Here is an 18,187-nt window from a genome sequence, read left to right as displayed (position 1 = left end):
CGAACAGGCGGCGGTGAATCGCCTGGAGCTGCGCGACGTTGAAACGCTCCGGCAGCGGTTCGCGGGACATAGCCGCCCACCGTACGGACGCAACGGCGTTGAGGGCCTGGTCGAGCTTGGCCGCGTCGCGGATGTTGTAGTGGTTGACCAGCACTCCCCCGGAGCCGGGGTAGGTGTACTTGTCGTCGACGCTCACGCCTCGCGGAACGCCTCACGGATCTCGCGCATGGCGACTTCCTCGGAGATCTCGCCCGTGAGCACGCGTCGAGCGCGCTCTAGCGCGGCAGCGTCCGGGAAGTGGCTGGCGAGCTGCTGGCCCTTCTCGATTTCGGCCATGACGTTCTCGACGTCGATCGGCCGATCGAGGCCCGGCACGCTGACCGTCTGACGCTCGGTGCGCGAAATGCTCATTGGGGCCTCCCCTGCTCGGCTTCCAGTTTACCGCGTTTGCTCAAAAACCTCCATCGCCGGTTTTGAGCAAATGAGGGTTTCGGCAGGCTTTTTGAGCATCTGAGCTTCCGCGGATTCTCGGGCGGCGGACCGCGCCGCCGTGGCCCTGCTCAGAATCGATCGTTTCCGGCGACACTGATTCTATGAAGTTCATTCTCGGATGGGGAGGCGGCACCAAGAACTTCGATCTGGCAGCGGGCGGAACCGTGCAGCACGTCTACGACCCGGGTCGGGACTTTCGGGCCTAACTCAAGTGAAAGCCCACGCTGTAGCCGCAGGAGGCATGAGGATGGTCATCTGCGACGTTCTGGCCGCAGCTCAATGTGAGCGTCGGCGCCATCGCGCGAAACCCACAACAGCAGCCATTGCCGCTGCACCAAAGAGAAACACCGCGGCGCTAGCGCCGGCGCCAGCACTGGCTCCCGCCACGCCTGCCAGAAGCAAGCCGTCCACCGCCCACGCGACCCGTACGATCGCCATCGGATCTCCGAACGGCGTGGGAACCGCGGCCAGCAGCGACAACGGCATCGAGCCCTTCAACGCGTTGCCGATCCGCGTTCCGATGGCGATGGCGCCGACCGCGACCACGATTGGGGCGCAGCCCACGAAAGGAGCGCCGAAGGCCACGCTCGTCACGGCGACGGCGAGGAGGAGGAGCGCCGTCATGACGGCGAATGGCATCGTCGAGTGCGCGAGCAAGAGCAACCCGTCACTGACGCCATATATGCTGCGCTCTGACGTGGCCGCGGCCGCATGCCGTATGCCGTCGGTCAACGGTCCGATAGCGGCGAACAGCATCAGCCCCCCGGCGGTGCCCCACACGGCCCCCGCCTCGCCAGACAGCGCGACCGCGGTCGCGAGAAGGACACCCGCACCGACCGTGCCTGCTAAGGCTGCCAAGAGGCGACCCGGTGTCCGGGTCGCACCGATGAGATCGGCGAGGAAAAACGTAGAAAGGGTGGGGCGACCCACGCGCACCGCTCGTCGGAACCGTCCTGCGGTCGGCTTCACCTGATATAGCGCGGACAATTCCCCGAGCTGAAGAACGGCGGCATGGTCCACCGTCGCTTCACGACGCACGGACTGTTGCAACACGTCATCGACGGTTAGACGCTCCAGCAGAACCGGCACGATGGATATCAGCACGACAGCAAGCGCTGCGAGCCCGACAACCGCCGCCCACCCATCTGCATCGCTGAAGACCAAACCGACCCATGCAGCAGGTACGACTACGCCGAAAGCCGGCCAAAGCAGCGCGGCTGCACCTCCCGCGGCCAAACCAACGCCGATGATGACCGCCCCTCGCGGGAACGCCTGTCCGACCAGCCAAAGAACGGCGGAAATCAGCCCCGCTAAGAACCCTGCCGTCACAAAAAGCGCGCAGTGCCAGAGCGACCAGACGCCTACGACGACAAGTGCCGTGCCGCACCCGGCGGCCGTCGCTAACAGGACCAGTACAGTAATCGACAGAGCCCGACGGAGCGGACGGGCGAAGACGCGGACCCGAGGCAGATCGCTCCCGACCGTGATGAAGGCAAGGACCGGCGAGAGCACGGCAGGGCCTAAGAACCGCCCAGCCATGACGAGGGCAGCCCATGACAAGGTGACGACGACTGTCATCACTTCAGGGCCGGAAGCCGAAACGAGAAACGCCACCGTTGCAGGATCGACGAGTGCCAGCCATACCGCCCTCGCGACTGGGACAACCACAACGACAACCACGAGAACGGCTGCGTAAGCCGCGTATGCAGTGGTGGCAGCACTCCGGCGTCGTCGAGAATCCCAGACACGTAGGGCTCGACGTAGTCGTGATGTCATCCCGGAACGTCCAACCACACGACCGAATCGGCCAGCTGGTTCGAGAGAGACGCACTGTGCGTCGCGACGACGACCGTCGCACCGGCGTCGCGCGCGTCACGAAGCGCCGCTACGACCAGGTTCAGTCGCTCCGGGTCGAGGCGCTGCTCCGGTTCATCCAACAGCAGTACGTCGAAGGGGCGCGCCATCACGAGAGATAGGCCGAAGAGTTGCGTCTGTCCAGACGACAGTTCATGCGGAAACCTCGCCTCTAGCGACGTCAAGTCAAGCAAACCGAGCACCACCTCGACCTTGTCGTGGATCTCGTCAGCAGAGTCGTACCACGTGGTGGCGACTAGTTCGACGTGGTCGCGCACGGTGAGGTCCAGTGCCATCGGCGGCAAGCCAATCATCGACGCGGTGCGCCGCCTCGATCGGGCGTCGCGCACACGCGGGTCACGTCCGGCGACCGCAACCGTCCCGGTGGTGGGCACGTACGACCCGTTGAGAACCCGCAACAAAGTCGACTTGCCTGAACCGTTCCTGCCTCGGATTGCGACCGCCTGCCCTGGGCCGGCTCGTAGAGAAGTGGCAGGTAGAAGCTCGATGCCGCTCGAGCGGACACTGACATCCGTTACGTCAATCATGCTTGCCCGCGTCCTCGTCGTTCAGCCGTCGACAGGGCAGCATTCACAACAGCAAGTGCCCCGGGAAAATTGAAGCCGTTTCGCGCCGTCGAACGGTCGTCAGCGCGCGTACCCTCAACCTCCGGGGCAAAGGAGACGTTCGAACGGCGCAGCAGAATCTCCCGCCAGAACCCAATCACCTCGTTCTCCGCGGGCGATACCTCGGCGATAACAATCGGAAGATTGGTAATCTGCATCATCATGAGCGCCGGCGTGTCCGCCCGCCCCTGAGACAATCTCATCACGGTGTCGAGCGTGGCCGGGAACACGATGATGCACTGAGAACGCCCGGTACCTCCCAGCCGCCACCCGGACGTCAAGCTCGGACTGCTCCAGCTGTCCGACCACACCTCGCCATTGGCGAGATGATCGAGCGCGTCGACGGAAACAAACCGATGGGCGTTCTCGGACACCGACAGGTTCACCACGACATCCGGATTTGTGTATCGCAACCAATGGATCCACCAGGGCACGAGCGAAGCACTGATAGAGCCCGAGACGTGGATATGAAGCTCCGAGCCCTCGAAGGTAGGTGGCTGCTGATCTGGCGTCACGTGCTTGACTCCGGGGCGAGGTGCAAAGGCATCCACATCGAGACCAGGACGGGCAGCATACGCCTGCCTGGTTGCGCAGCTGGGTAGTAGTTCATCAGGAGGAACTGGAACTGCGTCGCGTCTTCGGTCTGAAGGAAACCCCTCGTCGCGTCGGTAACGAGACGGTAGGGCAAGCTAGTCACCATCCACTCCATCGCGCTGTAGTTCGACTGCATCACCGACAGCTGCTGCATGGCATCGAAGAGTGCTTTCGGGCCGCGGCTGCGCGGATTGAACAGCACGTTGAGCATGCTGTGGTGCGTCGGAGGAGTAACGTCACGCCAGTCGCCTGGCCGATCACTCGACTCGGTGCCTCGTGTGCGCGCGAGCAAATGGACGTTGTGAACACCCGGGTTCGGGGCGAAGAACCGCCAGCCGGGGATGGTCCATCCAGCCACGTATCGGCGCAGATCGAGGTTGTAAGAGTCGGGCGTGTTCTGCAAGACCGTAGCGACCACGTGGGCGGTGAGGGCCACCGACGCGACTGTGGTGGCAAACCGCGCGACGCTAGGAGTCATCGCCACTTGTCTCCCGGACAATTTGTGCTACCTGCTGCGCGTATTGGCGATAACCCAGAATCGAACGATGTGAAGCGCCTTCGACGACGACGATCGGAGCGTGAAGCGCCTCAGCAAACTCCGACTCCTGCTGCTCGTACTCTTTCGAGGCGATGACCCGACGACGGGGAACTGCCAGAAGTGACTGCATCGCATCAACAAGAGGCATGTTGAAGTATTCCCGTGTGGCGCGGAGTATGTTCCGCGGAGAGAAGCTGAACTGCACCACGCCCAGTTGATCGTCAGGCGCGAACGCGGATTGGCGCGCGATCGCGTGCGGGACGAAATTGTAGATGCCCGTCAGCGCGATATACATCGACCCAGCCTGTGACTGGAGGAACATTCCACGCCGCCGACGATCCACACGATCGTCGGCGAGAAGACGGGGATTCGTTCCGTCGATGACGACCGCACTGGAGATGAATCGACCACCAAAGTCGCGCCTGAGGTATGACGCGGCGGCGAGAGTGCCTATCGAATGCGAGACCGATATCAGCGTGCCGGACGACACCACGTGGGCTAGGAGCGCCGCGACGAGGTCTCCGGGCGACCGGTTCGACGTCGTCCGGCCGTAGCCGCCACGGTGGTAGGACAGCACATGGTGATCAACCGCCAGCAGCTCCGCCACCCACGAGAAGGCCTCCAGGGGGCTTCCGAGTCCGGCCTCCAGGACGACGACGGGAGCCGACTCGGCAGTCACCGAAGGGTCCGAAGGGGCGCGCAGATCGTATTCGACCACTCCGTCGTCCACGTCTAGGAGCTTGGTGCCTTTCAAACCTCCCCGCCTCTCGATGTCGAACTGCCTTTGTGAGGCGGCATAGCCAGCGCTCACGCTCGCTATGACCGCGGCGGAGGCGAGGGTGACTCGTTCCAGCGACCCGGCCGAGCGCCGGGCCTGGCTGCGCTGATCAACGACGTATTGCACCGCACCGTGAGAACCAACGAATCCCCACACGAAGCGCGGCAACTCCATCACACCGGCGATGCCGAGATGAAATGCCTTTACGCCGAGCAGCATGGCACGAGCCCATCGGCTCGGCAGTAGGTAAATAAGAGGAAAGGACACTTCCCACAGCGGCGTGGCCCATGTCAGCAGCCGGACCAAGCGGGGGAATCGTCGCAGCAGGCTAGCGGCAGGTCCATTGCCATACGCCTCCGTCTGCAGAATTTCACCGATCGCGTCGCCCTGCACCCAGCTAGAACCAAATAGCTTCGAGACACCCGACACGAAGTAGCTCAAACCGGCCTGAGCGTTGAGGGCGCGCAGGAACAGCTCGTCGGAGCGTGCACGGTCGGGCACCAGCGCAGATACGATGCGATACTGCGTTATTATTCCGGTCATTTGATCAGCGCCATCACGCCCATAAGGCGTCCGAAGCTCACTCAAACGGTTGACGCCACCAATCACAGCGGACGCAGCGATCTGCAGACGCCGGTTTCCGCGGCTGGCTAGAAGGACTCCGGACGCTACAAGCGTGATCGTCGCGAGCACCCGGGGTGTCCGCGCCGAGTCCAGCGCGTTGAGCAATCTGTATCGAGGACTGCCAGGTGGCACGCCGATCGCAGACACTCCGCGGAGCAGCCCATCTTTCCTATAGAGCCCCCCAATCATGAGGGACTCTATCGACGCCAGCACCTGGCCGACAGCAATGGGCAAAAAGGTCGCATCCAGCGCCCATTGTTGAGACTCTGCCGGGGTACGACGCACCTCACGATGCCGCTTCGCCCTCCGCATCCCGCGACCGAACCTCATCGTGTATGCACCCCTCTGATGACTTCCGCCGGAGACTCGCGATCGGCGTCTCCGGCGGAAGGTCGAGCGTTCCTCAGCAAATCAGGCAGATCGTACTTCCCTGGATGACGAACTGAGCGGCGGTGACGAAAGCGGGTGTTGTCATCGCCGGGTTGGATGCGTCGCCGCGCATGCCCGGCTCGGCGTGCCGCATCATCTGGTTTGCGAACTCTTGAACTTCGAGAACTTCACTCTGCATAGCACTCTCCATTGCTAAGGGCGGGGGTCGCACGAGCCCGTGCTACGCAGGAGTTTAGTTGTAAGTCGGGCGTCTTGATAGATTCTCGTCCCATCATTCCAGCACTCCTAGCCCACCTACGTGCGGGGGACCACGTGCCGGGCCTAGATTGCGGTTAGGGGCTGGCGGAGGGGCGATCGGGAAGGTCGCGGTGTTCGTCAACACGGCCGACTTCGCGGAACGTTGAGTCGCGCTCTTCCCATACTGTGCGGCTCTATGTAATGTGTTTCACATGGTAGATGATGCGGCACAACTCGGCCGGCTGGAGCAGGACCTGCGCAAGGGTGTCCTCGTTCTGGCCGTGCTCTCCCAGCTGCACGCCCCGCAGTACGGCTACTCCCTACGAACCGCTCTCGCTCAGCGAGGGATGCCCCTCGAGGAGGGCACGCTCTATCCGCTGCTGCGCCGACTGGAGTCCCAGGGACTACTCACGTCGCAATGGCAGGCCGACGACGGGCCGCCTCGCCGCTACTACCAGCTGAGCCCCCTCGGCGCCGGCGTGTACCAAGACTTGACCTCCGCGTGGGGGTCGCTGACGTCGGCAATGACCCGACTCCTAACCGAGGAAGACTGACATGGATCCCAACGCCATCATCAACAGTTACGTCGCCGACGTCGTCAGATTCCTGCCGCGACGCCAGCGCGCCGATGTCGCCCAAGAACTCCGTTCCCTGCTCGATGACGAACTCAGCGGTCGCGCAGCGGATGCCGGCCGCCCCGCCGACGCCCCGCTCGCCATGGAACTGCTCACCACTTTCGGATCACCCCGGGACGTGGCCGACCGCTACCGGGCCGCGGGGTTCACGATCATCCGCCCCGCCGACGCCCCCAAATTTACCTGGCTCGCGCTGGGCGGTATCGCGCTGATCTGGGCGGTTACCCTCCCCGCCACCCTGCTGGGCGTGATCCCGGTCACCGGATGGGACTACGGCGCGGACACCTGGTGGGGTCGCCTCACCGTCTGGTGGCTCGGCGCCGGCCTCGGCGCGCTCTGGTGGCCCGGCGTGATGATCACCTACACACTGATCGGGGCGCTGGTCACCCGGCGACAGCAGTCGATCCCCGAGCCGTGGGCGCCTGCGCCGCCGCGGACGATCGACCGCGACCTGGTCAACCGTCCCGCCACCATCGCCGGCCTGACCGCAGGGCTGCTCGGCGCCACCGTGGTGATCGCGCTCCCCTGGCTTGCGTCCTGGGCGCCCGGGCTCCCGCCCGCCGTGTTCACTGCCCTCGAACTCGACCCTGTATTCCTGAGATGGCGCGCACCCTGGGTTCTGCCAGTCTGGGTGGCGTCCTTCGCGCTCCTCATCCTCGTCCTTGCCCGAGGACGCTGGTCCGTCACCACCCTCCGCACCCGCGCTGCGGCGGACGTGGCCATGGCCGCCCTGCTGCTGTGGTGGTCCCTCGCGGGGCCTGTGTTCATCTCCCCAGCAGCAGACACCACAGCACGGTTCCTTCTAGTCTTGCTGGCGGCGTATTCAGCGACGGACGCCGTCATCGCCATCCGCCGCAGCATATCCGTGACCAGGAAAACCCCCAGCCTCGCATGAGTGCAGCGACAAAGGCGGCAGAGATCCTCGCAAACGCAGGTTCGGAGTCGGACGGACGGCGCCGCACATGCCGCACAACCACTCCCCCGCACCCGTCACCCATCCTCCGCCGGGCGGTGCTCGGCCGCGCGTCATCGCTACGCTGAGCATGACCGCCTGGCGGTCGGCGGGTAAGCCACACTAGGAGGCGTAGGCCCTTGCCATGAGCCTCTCGCTCTCAACTCAAGACCGAAAGCATCCGTCTGATGTCTGCGATACCCGTCACCGTCCACAACTTCAACCGGGCCGAATCGGACCTCATGTTCTCCCGCCTGGCCGCCGGCGTCGGTCTGAGCGCGTGGAATCACACGCGTGAGCTCGACTCGCTCGGCGACCAGCCCGTCATTCGCCAGAACCGCGACACCCTGTACAGCTTCGCCGTCATCGACACGCGCGAGGCAGTCACGGTCACACTGCCCGACACCGGCGAACGCTACATCTCCGTGTGGGTGATCAATCAGGACCACTACGGTCCGATCATCCTGAGCGATCCCGGAGAGCACCAGCTCACACGCGAACTGGTCGGCACCGACTATGCCGCGCTCATCGTGCGGATCCTCGTCGATCCGACCAGCCCTGACGATGTCGCCGAGGTGAACCGGCTGCAGGACGCCCTCGTCATACGCGGCGGAGGAACAGGCGAGTTCCCATTGCCCGACTACGACGAGGCGTCACAGAAGGAAACCCGCGACGCCATCCTCACCCTCGCTCGCGGCGTGACCAAATTCGACCGTTCGTTCGGCACCGCGGCAGAAGTCGATCAGATCATGCACCTGCTGGGCACCGCCTCCGGCTGGGGTGGCCTGCCCGAAGCGGAAGCCACCTACGTCAACTTCGACGAAGGCCTCCCCGTCGACGAGTACCGCCTCCGTCTGATCGATGTTCCGGCCAACGCGTTCTGGTCGGTGTCGCTATACAACGCGGCCGGGTACTTCGAGGAGAACGCCCTCGGCGTGAACAGCATCAACAGCCTCACCGCCACCACCGATGTCAATGGCGCTGTCACCATCCGCTTCGGCGTGCAACTCGACGGAGTCCCCAACGCCCTGCCCATCATGCCTGGCTGGAACTACGTGCTGCGTCTGTACCGCCCCCACCCCTCCGTGCTCGAGGGCACCTGGACACCACCACGCCCCGAAGCACTCTAACGGCGACCGAACCCATGATGATGTCAAGCGGACAGTCGACGGCAGGGAGACCTACATCTGAGACGGAGTTGCTGTGACCAGGCAGGTACCCGACCGACGAGTTCCGCTCAAAAGCTCTCCGAACATGCGCGACCTCGGCGGCATCCCCGTCGTGGGCGGTATCGTGCGACCGAGGCTGGTCTACCGTTCGGCGTCTCTCGCCAAACTCGATGGCCCAGACGAAGCCGCGTTCGCACGCCTCGGCATCACCACCGTGTACGACCTTCGAACAGCCGCCGAGCGCGACGGCGCAATGGATCACCTCCCCGAGGGCACCCGCACAGTCTGGCTCGACGTGGTCGCAGACGAACCCGACAACATCGCGGCAAACATCCCCACGCTCCTGGCCGACCCGGCTGCCCTCGAGCACACGCTCGGCGAAGGGCGAGCCGACAAGTACCTCGCTGACGCCAACCGTGCCCTCGTCAGCAAGCCTTCCGCCCGGATCGCCTATCGACGGTTCTACCTCGACCTCATCGATGAGCAACGCACCGGGGCTGCGCTCTTCCATTGCACCACGGGCAAAGACCGCACGGGGTGGGCCGCTGCGTCGCTTCTGCTCCTGCTCGGCGCATCCCAGAACGACGTGCGGTCTGACTACCTGCAAACAAACACCGACCTGGCGCCCGCGCTGCAGCCCATACTCGACGCGCTCACAGCTCAGGGCGTGAACATCGCTCTCCTCCAACCGATCCTCGGTGTACAGGACAGCTATCTCGACGCAGCGCTGAACGAGGTGCACAGCCGGTACGGAACGATCAACGACTACGCTCGAGCGGGCCTCGGCCTGACCAACCAGCAGATCGACGCGCTCCGCAATCGCTTCGTCAGCACCGCATAGGAACAGCCTCACCCGGCACAGTCGTCTTGCCCGAAGGGCAAGACGCCACGGAGTTCACCAGGCCCCAGGATCGACGAGCGCCACATCCTCCACGCGTGTCAGCGATCACCCGGCGCCGGCGGGGTCGAGGGCACAGTGGTCATCGCAGTTGCTCCCCGACATAGGGCCCTTCGGACATCCGGTGGGGTCAGGTGTTCGTCGCGTGGCAGTGCGCGCAGCAGCTCCGCTCCGCCTACCACGCGAAGGACCTCGCCGAGGGGCGCCGGATCGCCCAGAACGTGGTCGAGTCGTTCCACACCTGCCCGATCCCCGAGATCGTACGGCTGGGCCGCACCCTCCGCCGGTGGCGAGACGCGTTCCTGGCGTACTTCACGACCGGCCGCTCATCGAACGGCGGCACCGAGGCATCATCGAGCTCCACCGCCGCCTCGCACGCGGCTGCCGCGACCGCGACAACTACCGGCTCCGCATGCTCCTCGCCGCCGGCGGACTCACCCCATGACCCCACCGGATGTCCGAATAGCCCGCTATGCCCACGCGAGTGTCCCAACCGCCGTTATCTGCCGGAAATGGTGCTTCGTGAACTGCGAAACACGTGCTGGATAGCTTCGCACCGGTCGCGCAGTTCGCGCGAACTGCGCCATCAGACACGAATTCATCAGGAGGTCCGGTGCACTTCTCACCGAACAGCACGAAGCGGAAGGCTTTGCCCTACGTGGTTGTAGGCGGCGGAGTTGTCGCCGCTGCAGCGATTGTCGGGGGCTTCCTCGCCATTCCCGCTGTCAGCGGCTCGACGGGTGCGGTCGCCTCGACGACCGAAGAGGTCGCCGTCGTAACCGAACGGCCTGCGCTGGGCGCCGCCCGCGACCCGCTCAGTCAGGACGAGCTCAGCTACGCCCTTCACCTTGCGACCACCGACCCTGCCCTCCCCGAGAACATCACCTCGGTTGACGGCTCGGAGGCCCCCCAGGTCCTCTCCGTCGATGTCACGACGCGAGACGTCGATGCCAGCGACCGCTTCGTCGACGTCGTCCTGTACGACTACACATCGAACCGGACATTCATGCAGGCCGTGAACCTCACCGCGGCGACCGTCAGCGGCAGCTCGCGGGAAGGCGTACAGCCGCCACCGAGCGCAGACGAGGTGGACTATGCCTTTCGCGTTTTCCTCGCGGACGCCACCGCAAGCGCCGGCGTCCGCGCCGAGTACACCTCAGTCGCCGGCGGGGAACTGAGCAGCATCGACCAGCTCGGTGTGTCGGGAGGTGCATTCAGTCCCGACGCCAGCACGGTCGGCGGTGATGTGTGTCAGGTTGACCGCTGCGTCGAGATGCAGTTCCGCGTCCCGGGTGGTGGATACCTCGACACCTCGTCGTTCGTCGTAGACCTGTCCAATCGCACCGTGATCGGCATCCAGTGAAAGGCTCACCCGCAGTGCAGAAGATCATCCGTACCGTGGCACTCGCCGCGGCCGCCCTCACCGTGGGCAGTGCGCTGGCGCTCGTGCCGACCTCAGCCGCCACGGCTGCACCTCCGGTCAGCTGCTCAGGCGAGGCGCTCGTCGAGAAGACGTTCGACAACGGGACGGCTTGGCAGATGTGCTGGCGCGTCGATAGCAAGAAGGGTCTGACGCTCGAGCAGGTCAACGTGAAGGCACCGGGCGAGGACAGCTACCGACGCGTGCTCGAGTCGGCCTACCTGTCGCAGTTGCACGTACCGTACGACACCGGCAAGAACGTGTGGAACGACATCACCTCATACGGCTTCGGAAATCAGTACCTCCAGAAGCTCAGCTCAGCTGAGTGCACCACCGGCGCGCTCAAGGACGTAGCGCAGTCGTGGACGTCGACCCGCGAGGGTGTGACGACCACGCGCATGCGCACGATCCCCGCGCTCTGCGTGACGGACACGTCACGCGATCTGGCCTATCGCTCGCATGAGCAGTCGTGGGGATCGATCGACGACAAGCCGCTTTTCGCGTCATCAGGTCAGGGATTCTCGCTTCAGATCGTTTCGAAAGTGGACTGGTACGAGTACGCGACAAAGGTGGAGTTCACAGACGAAGGTGCGATCACGTTCGATCTCGGTGCCACGGGTGACGTCTCCTACGAGGACATGGACGCTGACTCGACCACTGGCTGGCCCATCGGCGAGGGTCAAACCGCCTACGCGGCCTCGCACTGGCACAACGCCATCTGGCGCCTGGACTTCGGCCTCGATGGTCAGGGCAACCAGGCCGTCGAGCAGTACGACTCCGGGCTCGGCGAGCAGGGCACGCGAGTCAAACTCATGCACACCAGCCCCAAGACGATCTCCAACCCGGCGAACCTCGCCCCCGTGAACGACCTGACCTGGTGGCGGGTCGTCGCCCCGGACAGTCTGAACGCTGACGGTCACGCGCGCTCCTACGAGTTCGTCTTCCCAGGGTCACAGCTGTATCAAGGTGACCCGGTGACGCAGCCCTTGCTGACGTTCACGAACTACAACGCCTGCCAGGAGTATGCAACCAGCAACCTCAACCCCGCGTGCGCAGATAGGAATGTGATCCAGTACGTCGCCTCGAGCGCCGACCAAGCACTCACTGACCCAGTGGCATGGGTGAACAGCGGCTTCCACCACGTCGTTCGCGACGAGGATCAAAGCCCCATGCAGACCCATTGGCAGTCGTTCTCGATCATGCCCCGCGACTGGACTTCGCAGTCGATGAGCACACCCGACGGTCGGTCCTGCATCAACGGTGACCCGGGCGGCGAAATCCACACAGATGAGTCGCCGTGCGAGGTTGTTGGTCCAGAACCCGAGCCGGAGCCGAGCACCGAGCCGACAGTCGAGCCGAGCCCGAGCGCTGAGCCCAGTAGCCCGCCCGCAGGAGGTGGAGAGGGCGCGACGCTCGCACTCGGTTCGACGAAACTGATACGTGGAGAATCGTTCACGCTCTCGGGTGGAGGCTTTGCGGCGGGCGAGGATGTGGCGGTCACGCTGCATTCCGACCCGATCTCCGTGGGAACGCTGAAAGCTGATGGCGTCGGAGAACTCTCCGGCACTCTCACCTTGCCCGCAACGGCTCCGCTCGGAGCGCACACACTCCGGGCGGTCGGGTCTGACTCGGGGCGGAGCGCAGAGGCCGCCGTCACCGTCAGCGGCGCGTCGGGTGCCGGCGCGCTGGCGAACACCGGCGGGACGATTGTGGGCGGCTCGATCCTCGGCGGAATCCTCCTGCTGGTGGTCGGTGCACTGCTGCTGGTGAAGCGCCGGCGCGCGGCCGTTCATGCATAGCGTCACCCTTCACCACGAGGTGGCGGTTCGGGAGCCGGGCCGCCACCTCAGTAACAGGAAGGAAGTCCATGCGTCGTCCTCTCGCAGCCGCCAGCTCGTTTGCGGTGTCTATCCTCATCGCCGCTGTCATGGTTGGCGTCCAACTTGTCCCGAGCACGACCCTCTCGCCTGAGGCTGCGCACACCGCACAAGACGATGGCGATGATCGCCCGAACGATGCGGACATGATGTTCGCGACGATGATGATCCCGCACCACCAGCAGGCCGTCGAACTCTCCCGGATCCTCGCAGACACGGCGGGCATCGACGATATCTCCGTTGCCCTGGCCGCGTTCATTGAGCGCGACCAAGGTCGCGAGATCACCGACATGCAGGCCTGGCTGGATGCTTGGCGACGTACCGGCATCATGCGCCATCACCACAGCGATGGCGCGATGGCGGGCATGGCGAATGCCGATCAGGTCGCTGAGCTGGCTGCCGCGGAGGGCGTTCACGCCGAGCAGCTGTTTCTGGACCTGATGATCGTCCACCACGAAGGCGCCCTGGTCATGACGCGACAGGCTCTCGCGGCGGGAAACAACAGCTATATCCGCGCGCTTGCCAAGCACGTCGCTGCTGAGCAGGAGCGTGAGATCGAGGCCATGCAAGCGCGGCGGGACACCCTGTGATCAGCCGAGGATCAGTCGTCGCGACAGCCGGCGCGCTCGTGGTTGCATTGGTCGTGCTGATGGTTGCACAGCACGAGATCGTTTTTCGTGCGGAATCGGCCTCGATGAGTCCGACGGTGCGCTCGGGCGATCTTGTGATCGCTCAGTACTATCGCGGCGGCGTGCCGGAGCGGGGCTCCGTCGTGATTTTCGTCGACCCCGGCGGGTGGGCAGACCGCATCGCCACACTGTCGAGTTCGGAACACGTCGCGTCGACATTCGTCAAGCGCGTCGTCGGTCTTCCAGGTGAACGCGTCACGTGTTGCGACGCCGATGGGCTCATTCGCGTGGACGGCCGGCCGATGGCCGAGGTCTATCGAGCGGACCCGTCCGCGCTCGCAAGCATCCTGTCTTTCGATGTGATCGTTCCCGACGACTCGGTCTTCGTGCTAGGCGATGGACGCTCGACGTCGGTGGACTCGCGCTACCTCGGGCCGGTGCACGTGGACGACATCGTTGCCACGCAGCAGGTCGTCATTCCCCTGCCCTGAAGCAGCCTCAGCTCTGCCTCAGCGGATCGCTGACACCGTCCCTGTGGACGTCGCGTGAGCGAGTTTGTGCGCCGCGCCGAGCAGCGTCGGTACATGCCTCAAAGCGGATTCCGGCTCCGGGCCGCGCACCGCCAACGCGATGCATGCGAGCAATTCACCCTGCGGGGCCTTGATCGGTACTGCCACGCAGGCCCGACCCTCCGCGCCCAGGTCGATGTGCTGGGCGAAGCCGTTGGTTTCCACCTCCTCCACGATCAGACGGTGCTCGTGCAAGGAGATCCCTGACGAGCGCGCGGTGCGCGCGACCGTCTCGACGACCGGGTCGGCGTTCAAAGTCCCCGGGCGCGAAGGCACCGAAGCCAGAAGCAGCCGACCGATCGCCGTCGATCCGAGCTGACGACGCGTACGGTCAATCGACGAAAGTGGGAGCAGTTCATCTTCGTCCGCGATCACCACTCGGCCTCGGGAATACCGCACCAAGTGCACTGCCTCGCCGGTCCGCTGGCGGAGGCTGTCGAGGATCTCGGCGGTGGGAGAGTCGGTGGGCGGTGCGACCAGATGGGCGAGTTCTTGGACGCGGGCGCCCAGCACGAATCCACCCAGCGTCGGATGCCGGAGCAGATACTCCTCCGCCACCAGTGAGTTGATCATCCGGTACGCGCTGGCGCGTGGCACCTCGAGCGTGCGGGCGATGCCATTCGCCGTCAGCGTTGGGCCCGAGCGGGCGACCTCCTCTAATACGCCGAGAGCGAGGGCGACTCCACTTAGAGCACCCTGAGGCCTCATCGGGTCGGGCGCCCATCGCCCGACCTCGCAGCCTCCTCCTCGCGGAGACCGTCCAGCGCATCGGAGGCGATCGGAGTGTCATAGACACCGAGGCGCGCGCGCAAGGCTGGATCGCGACGGACGCGGACCATGTGAACAACGCATGCTGCAATCAGGATGGTGGTGAACACCATCAGGGCTGTGCGCCGTCCGTCGTCGGCGCTCAGCACCTCGGCGAGGATCACCCCGACCAGCGCAACTGCGGCCAGGACCGCCGGCCAGGCTTCCCGGCTGCTGAATTCCCGCAGCCGAATCAAGTACGCGACCGCTCCGACGCTAACAAGAAGGTAGGCCACAATGAACCCCATGCTCGAAGACAAGGTGAGGACTCGAGCGAAGAGCGAGTCCCAGCCCGTCACCTCGCGGAGCAGCGTTGCGACGAGGATGACTGCGCCTACGGCGATTGCCGCGCGGTGCGGGGTGGCGGATCGAAGCGAGGTTCCGCTCAGCGCTGGCGGGAGCACGCCTTCGCGCGCCAGCGAGAAGACCAGGCGGACCAGCGCGTTCGTGCATGCGAGCGCGCAGACGATCCAGGACGCTGCGATAACCCCTTCGATCGCTGGAGCGATCCATGGCGCTGTCTGCGCGAACTCGGTGCTCGCGAGAAGCGTGTTCGTGGCTCCCCCGGGAGAGGTGGGGGCAGCGGAAAGCTGAGCCGCTACTCCAAACAGGTACACAGCGGCCAAGGCGCCTGCGGTCCAACCGAGCGCCCTGGGCACACTGGCCAGCGGTCGTCGACTCTCCGGTCCGAGGGCGGCACCGCTTTCGAACCCGACGAAGCCGGTCATCGCGAGGCCGATCCCGGCGGCAAACGAGCCGAGTGAAGGCGCGGCTGCCAGATCCGGAACCAGACCGCTCACGTTCCATCCGGCCCTGGCGAATACGATCACGGACACGGTCAGGATCGCCGCTACGGCGACGACCTCGATCGCGAGCATGATGCGGGTCGAGGTCCTCGCGCCGAGGGCAATCACGAGAGTGATGACAGCGACGACGACGACGAGCAGGATGACGGTGAGCAGTTGAGCAGAGGCACGTTCGCCAAATTCGCCAAAGAAGAGAAGTGCGACGATCCGTCGCACACCGCTAAGCAGTGTATCGACGGCCATGCCTCCGTACCCAAGCGCGATGGCGGATCCTGCGGCGATGCCGAGCAGAGGTCCTGCCCCGCGCGTCACGAACGTATAGACGCCGCCCGCCGCCGAGATACGGCGCCCGAAAATCGCTATCGACAACGCAACCATCACGACGATCGTCGCCGTCAGCAAGAGATCGAAGTACGCGAACGACCCGCCCCGCGAGACCAGGCCGCCTGTCTGAGCCAGCAAGACACCTGCAGGCGCAACAGCCGCGACCGACTGAGCAACCAGGTCGACAGTGCCGACCGAACCGCGCCGCAAACCATTCAATGGTGAGCGGCGCTCGAGTCCAGAAGGGTATCGATGGCCCGCGATCGCGTCGCGAAGCGCACTCACCGCGGGTTCCCTGACACGTCCCCAAGCTAGGGGCGGACTGTTGCAGGGGACAATTCGGAATGTTTCCGCCACGTGAACCCACCCAATGTCCGAAGAGGGTCTTCCGCCGTTCTGCGGTGTTCCCAGAACTGACGCATCCCGGACACCCCGGGCTCTACGACCGATCGGGGAGCGTGCCGTCGTAGTCCTGCCAGGTGCCGGCGAGTCGTTCCATCGCGGACTGTGCGCATCTGCTGAAGCGGCATTCTTACCACCGAAGTCCAGGACGATGAAATGGACGGCGAAACCGTCGTCGAGGGTCACTCCCCCATCTGCAAGTACTCGAACTTCAATCCGTTTGTGGCGGCTCTGCCTCGTGTGAGGTCCGTTTGGCGTCGGTTCATCGGATGATCACTGCTGGACGGCAGTGGTCACTCGCGAGCGCAGCGGCGGGAGCCGGTCGAGTTGTGTGACATGGGCAGGTGTGAGCTCTTCGAGGCTGGTGACGCCCAGGAGCCGCATCGTGCGCTCGACTTCCGAGCCGAGGATCTGGATCATCCGGTCGACGCCTTCTCGCCCGCCGGCCATCAGGCCGTAGAGGTAGGCGCGGCCGACCATCGTGAACCGGGCACCGAGCGCGATCGAGGCGACGATGTCGGCACCGGTCGTGATGCCGGTGTCGAGATGGACCTCCATATGCTTCCCGACCTCTCTGACGACGTCGGGAAGCAGGTGGAACGGTACCGGGGCGCGGTCGAGTTGGCGTCCGCCGTGGTTGGAGAGGGTGATGCCATCCACTCCGAGGTGAGCCAGGCGGCGTGCGTCCTCGACAGTCTGAATACCCTTGACGACGAGCTTGCCCGGCCACTGTTCTTTGACCCACTTCAGATCGTCGTAGGTGACTGTGGGGTCGAACATCGAATCCAGCAGCTCACCGACTGTGCCCGACCATTTGGACAGCGAAGCGAACGCCAGGGGTTCGGTCGTGAGGAAGTTGATCCACCATGCGGGCCTCGGGATCGCGTTGATCACTGTTCCGAGCGTCAGCTGGGGTGGAATGGAGAATCCGTTGCGTTTGTCGCGCAGTCGCGCGCCCGCGACCGGAACATCGACGGTGACGAGCAGGGTGTCGAATCCGGCTTTCGCCGCCCGATCCACTAGAGCCATTGATCGATCGCGATCCTTCCACATGTACAGCTGGAACCAGTTGCGTCCGTGCGGGCCCGCGGCTTCGGCCACGTCTTCGATCGCAGTTGTGCCCATCGTGGAGAGGGCGAACGGAATCCCCGCGGCCGAGGCGGCCGAGGATCCGGCTCGTTCTCCTTCGGTCTGCATCATGCGGGTGAACCCTGTCGGAGCGATCCCGAAGGGAAGACTCACGCGTCGACCGAGCACATCCCATCCCGTGTCGACATGGGAGACGTCGCGCAGGACGTGTGGATGGAATTCGATATCGCGGAACGCCTGCCGTGCACGACCGAGCGAGATCTCCGCCTCCGCGGCGCCCTCGGTGTAGTCGAATGCCGCGCGAGGAGTGCGCGACTTCGCGATTCCGCGGAGGTCCTCGACCGTGAGCGCGGACTGCAATCGGCGTGTCTTGGCGCTGAGCGTGGGCGTCTTGAACTGCAGCAGGGGAAGAAGATCGTGTGGTCGTGGGAGCTGGCGTTGCACCATGGCGTGGGGTCACCTTTCATTGGAGGAAGC

Annotated in this window: 18 protein-coding genes and 2 pseudogenes; 9 read left to right on the top strand and 11 right to left on the bottom strand. The window is 64.8% G+C overall.

Going from position 1 to position 18,187, the window contains the following annotated elements; translation table 11 throughout:
• The 8 genes and pseudogenes from BLW00_RS22030 to BLW00_RS23165 form a co-directional block, all read right to left on the bottom strand.
• Window positions 1–196, bottom strand: a pseudogene (locus tag BLW00_RS22030) (Fic/DOC family protein); the annotation flags it as partial.
• Window positions 193–411, bottom strand: a complete 219-nt coding sequence (locus BLW00_RS22025) for a hypothetical protein (RefSeq protein WP_092558337.1) — start codon at window positions 409–411, stop codon at window positions 193–195. The pseudogene BLW00_RS22030 and the gene BLW00_RS22025, both read right to left, overlap by 4 nt.
• 357 nt (window positions 412–768) lie before the next feature.
• A complete protein-coding gene (locus BLW00_RS22020; protein ID WP_139256847.1) occupies window positions 769–2,106 on the bottom strand; it encodes a hypothetical protein in 1,338 nt (445 codons plus the stop codon).
• Window positions 2,107–2,264: 158 nt separating this feature from the next.
• Window positions 2,265–2,894 carry an ABC transporter ATP-binding protein gene (locus BLW00_RS22015; RefSeq protein WP_092558333.1) on the bottom strand — a complete coding sequence of 210 codons (630 nt, stop codon included), beginning with the start codon at window positions 2,892–2,894 and terminating at the stop codon, window positions 2,265–2,267.
• The gene (locus tag BLW00_RS22010) at window positions 2,891–3,487 is read right to left on the bottom strand and encodes a CypD family RiPP peptide-cysteine decarboxylase (RefSeq protein WP_092558331.1); all 597 of its coding nucleotides are present in this window, start codon (window positions 3,485–3,487) and stop codon (window positions 2,891–2,893) included. The genes BLW00_RS22015 and BLW00_RS22010 overlap by 4 nt, the downstream gene beginning before the upstream one ends.
• Window positions 3,484–4,002 (bottom strand): hypothetical protein, encoded by a 519-nt coding sequence (locus BLW00_RS22005; protein WP_217634477.1) that lies wholly within the window; start codon window positions 4,000–4,002, stop codon window positions 3,484–3,486. Before BLW00_RS22005 ends, BLW00_RS22010 begins: the two co-directional genes overlap by 4 nt.
• A gap of 31 nt (window positions 4,003–4,033) precedes the next feature.
• Entirely contained in the window at window positions 4,034–5,575 is a 1,542-nt protein-coding gene (locus BLW00_RS22000) for an alpha/beta fold hydrolase (protein WP_092558349.1), read from the bottom strand.
• Between the two features lie 334 nt (window positions 5,576–5,909).
• Window positions 5,910–6,074 carry a cypemycin family RiPP gene (locus tag BLW00_RS23165; protein ID WP_175494548.1) on the bottom strand — a complete coding sequence of 55 codons (165 nt, stop codon included), beginning with the start codon at window positions 6,072–6,074 and terminating at the stop codon, window positions 5,910–5,912.
• Between the two features lie 271 nt (window positions 6,075–6,345).
• Between BLW00_RS23165 and BLW00_RS21995 the strand changes: the two genes are divergently transcribed.
• The 9 genes and pseudogenes from BLW00_RS21995 to lepB all read left to right on the top strand — a co-directional run bounded on the left by BLW00_RS21995 (window position 6,346) and on the right by lepB (window position 14,204).
• Window positions 6,346–6,687 (top strand): PadR family transcriptional regulator, encoded by a 342-nt coding sequence (locus tag BLW00_RS21995; RefSeq protein ID WP_092558347.1) that lies wholly within the window; start codon window positions 6,346–6,348, stop codon window positions 6,685–6,687.
• 1 nt (window position 6,688) lies between these two features.
• The gene (locus BLW00_RS21990) at window positions 6,689–7,663 is read left to right on the top strand and encodes a hypothetical protein (protein WP_092558327.1); all 975 of its coding nucleotides are present in this window, start codon (window positions 6,689–6,691) and stop codon (window positions 7,661–7,663) included.
• A gap of 245 nt (window positions 7,664–7,908) precedes the next feature.
• Complete coding sequence (locus tag BLW00_RS21985; protein ID WP_092558325.1) at window positions 7,909–8,850, top strand: DUF1214 domain-containing protein; 942 nt, start codon at window positions 7,909–7,911, stop codon at window positions 8,848–8,850.
• Between the two features lie 73 nt (window positions 8,851–8,923).
• Complete coding sequence (locus BLW00_RS21980; RefSeq protein ID WP_281242447.1) at window positions 8,924–9,730, top strand: tyrosine-protein phosphatase; 807 nt, start codon at window positions 8,924–8,926, stop codon at window positions 9,728–9,730.
• A 188-nt stretch (window positions 9,731–9,918) separates the two neighbouring features.
• Window positions 9,919–10,232 (top strand): annotated as a pseudogene (locus tag BLW00_RS21975) (transposase); the annotation flags it as partial.
• A gap of 168 nt (window positions 10,233–10,400) precedes the next feature.
• Complete coding sequence (locus BLW00_RS21970; RefSeq protein ID WP_092558321.1) at window positions 10,401–11,150, top strand: hypothetical protein; 750 nt, start codon at window positions 10,401–10,403, stop codon at window positions 11,148–11,150.
• A 14-nt stretch (window positions 11,151–11,164) separates the two neighbouring features.
• Window positions 11,165–13,006, top strand: coding sequence for a copper amine oxidase (locus BLW00_RS21965; protein WP_092558319.1), 1,842 nt, complete (start codon window positions 11,165–11,167; stop codon window positions 13,004–13,006).
• A 68-nt stretch (window positions 13,007–13,074) separates the two neighbouring features.
• A complete protein-coding gene (locus BLW00_RS21960; protein WP_092558317.1) occupies window positions 13,075–13,674 on the top strand; it encodes a DUF305 domain-containing protein in 600 nt (199 codons plus the stop codon).
• Window positions 13,671–14,204: a signal peptidase I gene (gene lepB, locus BLW00_RS21955; protein ID WP_092558315.1), complete on the top strand. Its 534-nt coding sequence runs from the start codon at window positions 13,671–13,673 to the stop codon at window positions 14,202–14,204. The genes BLW00_RS21960 and lepB overlap by 4 nt, the downstream gene beginning before the upstream one ends.
• A gap of 18 nt (window positions 14,205–14,222) precedes the next feature.
• Here lepB and BLW00_RS21950 read toward each other — a convergent pair whose 3' ends face one another.
• From BLW00_RS21950 to BLW00_RS21940, 3 genes are all read right to left on the bottom strand, one after another.
• Window positions 14,223–14,990, bottom strand: a complete 768-nt coding sequence (locus tag BLW00_RS21950; protein ID WP_092558313.1) for an IclR family transcriptional regulator — start codon at window positions 14,988–14,990, stop codon at window positions 14,223–14,225.
• Entirely contained in the window at window positions 14,987–16,504 is a 1,518-nt protein-coding gene (locus BLW00_RS21945) for an APC family permease (RefSeq protein ID WP_175494547.1), read from the bottom strand. The genes BLW00_RS21950 and BLW00_RS21945 overlap by 4 nt, the downstream gene beginning before the upstream one ends.
• Before the next feature lie 390 nt (window positions 16,505–16,894).
• Window positions 16,895–18,157, bottom strand: a complete 1,263-nt coding sequence (locus tag BLW00_RS21940; protein ID WP_092558309.1) for an alpha-hydroxy acid oxidase — start codon at window positions 18,155–18,157, stop codon at window positions 16,895–16,897.
• Between the last annotated feature and the right edge of the window lie 30 nt (window positions 18,158–18,187).

It is taken from the genome of Herbiconiux ginsengi (assembly GCF_900107435.1).
GTDB classification, from domain to species: Bacteria; Actinomycetota; Actinomycetes; order Actinomycetales; family Microbacteriaceae; genus Herbiconiux; species Herbiconiux ginsengi.
Note: the sequence above shows the minus strand (reverse complement) of the source record. Positions and strands in the feature narration are given on the sequence as shown.

Excerpts from the sequence above, each read along its gene's own strand:
- BLW00_RS21985 (WP_092558325.1), top strand. The coding sequence starts at position 7,909 with ATGTCTGCGATACCCGTCACCGTCCACAACTTCAACCGGGCCGAATCG.
- BLW00_RS22015 (WP_092558333.1), bottom strand. The coding sequence starts at position 2,894 with ATGATTGACGTAACGGATGTCAGTGTCCGCTCGAGCGGCATCGAGCTT.
- BLW00_RS22025 (WP_092558337.1), bottom strand. The coding sequence starts at position 411 with ATGAGCATTTCGCGCACCGAGCGTCAGACGGTCAGCGTGCCGGGCCTC.
- BLW00_RS21960 (WP_092558317.1), top strand. The coding sequence starts at position 13,075 with ATGCGTCGTCCTCTCGCAGCCGCCAGCTCGTTTGCGGTGTCTATCCTC.
- BLW00_RS21940 (WP_092558309.1), bottom strand. The coding sequence starts at position 18,157 with ATGGTGCAACGCCAGCTCCCACGACCACACGATCTTCTTCCCCTGCTG.
- BLW00_RS21995 (WP_092558347.1), top strand. The coding sequence starts at position 6,346 with ATGGTAGATGATGCGGCACAACTCGGCCGGCTGGAGCAGGACCTGCGC.
- BLW00_RS21990 (WP_092558327.1), top strand. The coding sequence starts at position 6,689 with ATGGATCCCAACGCCATCATCAACAGTTACGTCGCCGACGTCGTCAGA.
- BLW00_RS23165 (WP_175494548.1), bottom strand. The coding sequence starts at position 6,074 with ATGCAGAGTGAAGTTCTCGAAGTTCAAGAGTTCGCAAACCAGATGATG.
- BLW00_RS21950 (WP_092558313.1), bottom strand. The coding sequence starts at position 14,990 with ATGAGGCCTCAGGGTGCTCTAAGTGGAGTCGCCCTCGCTCTCGGCGTA.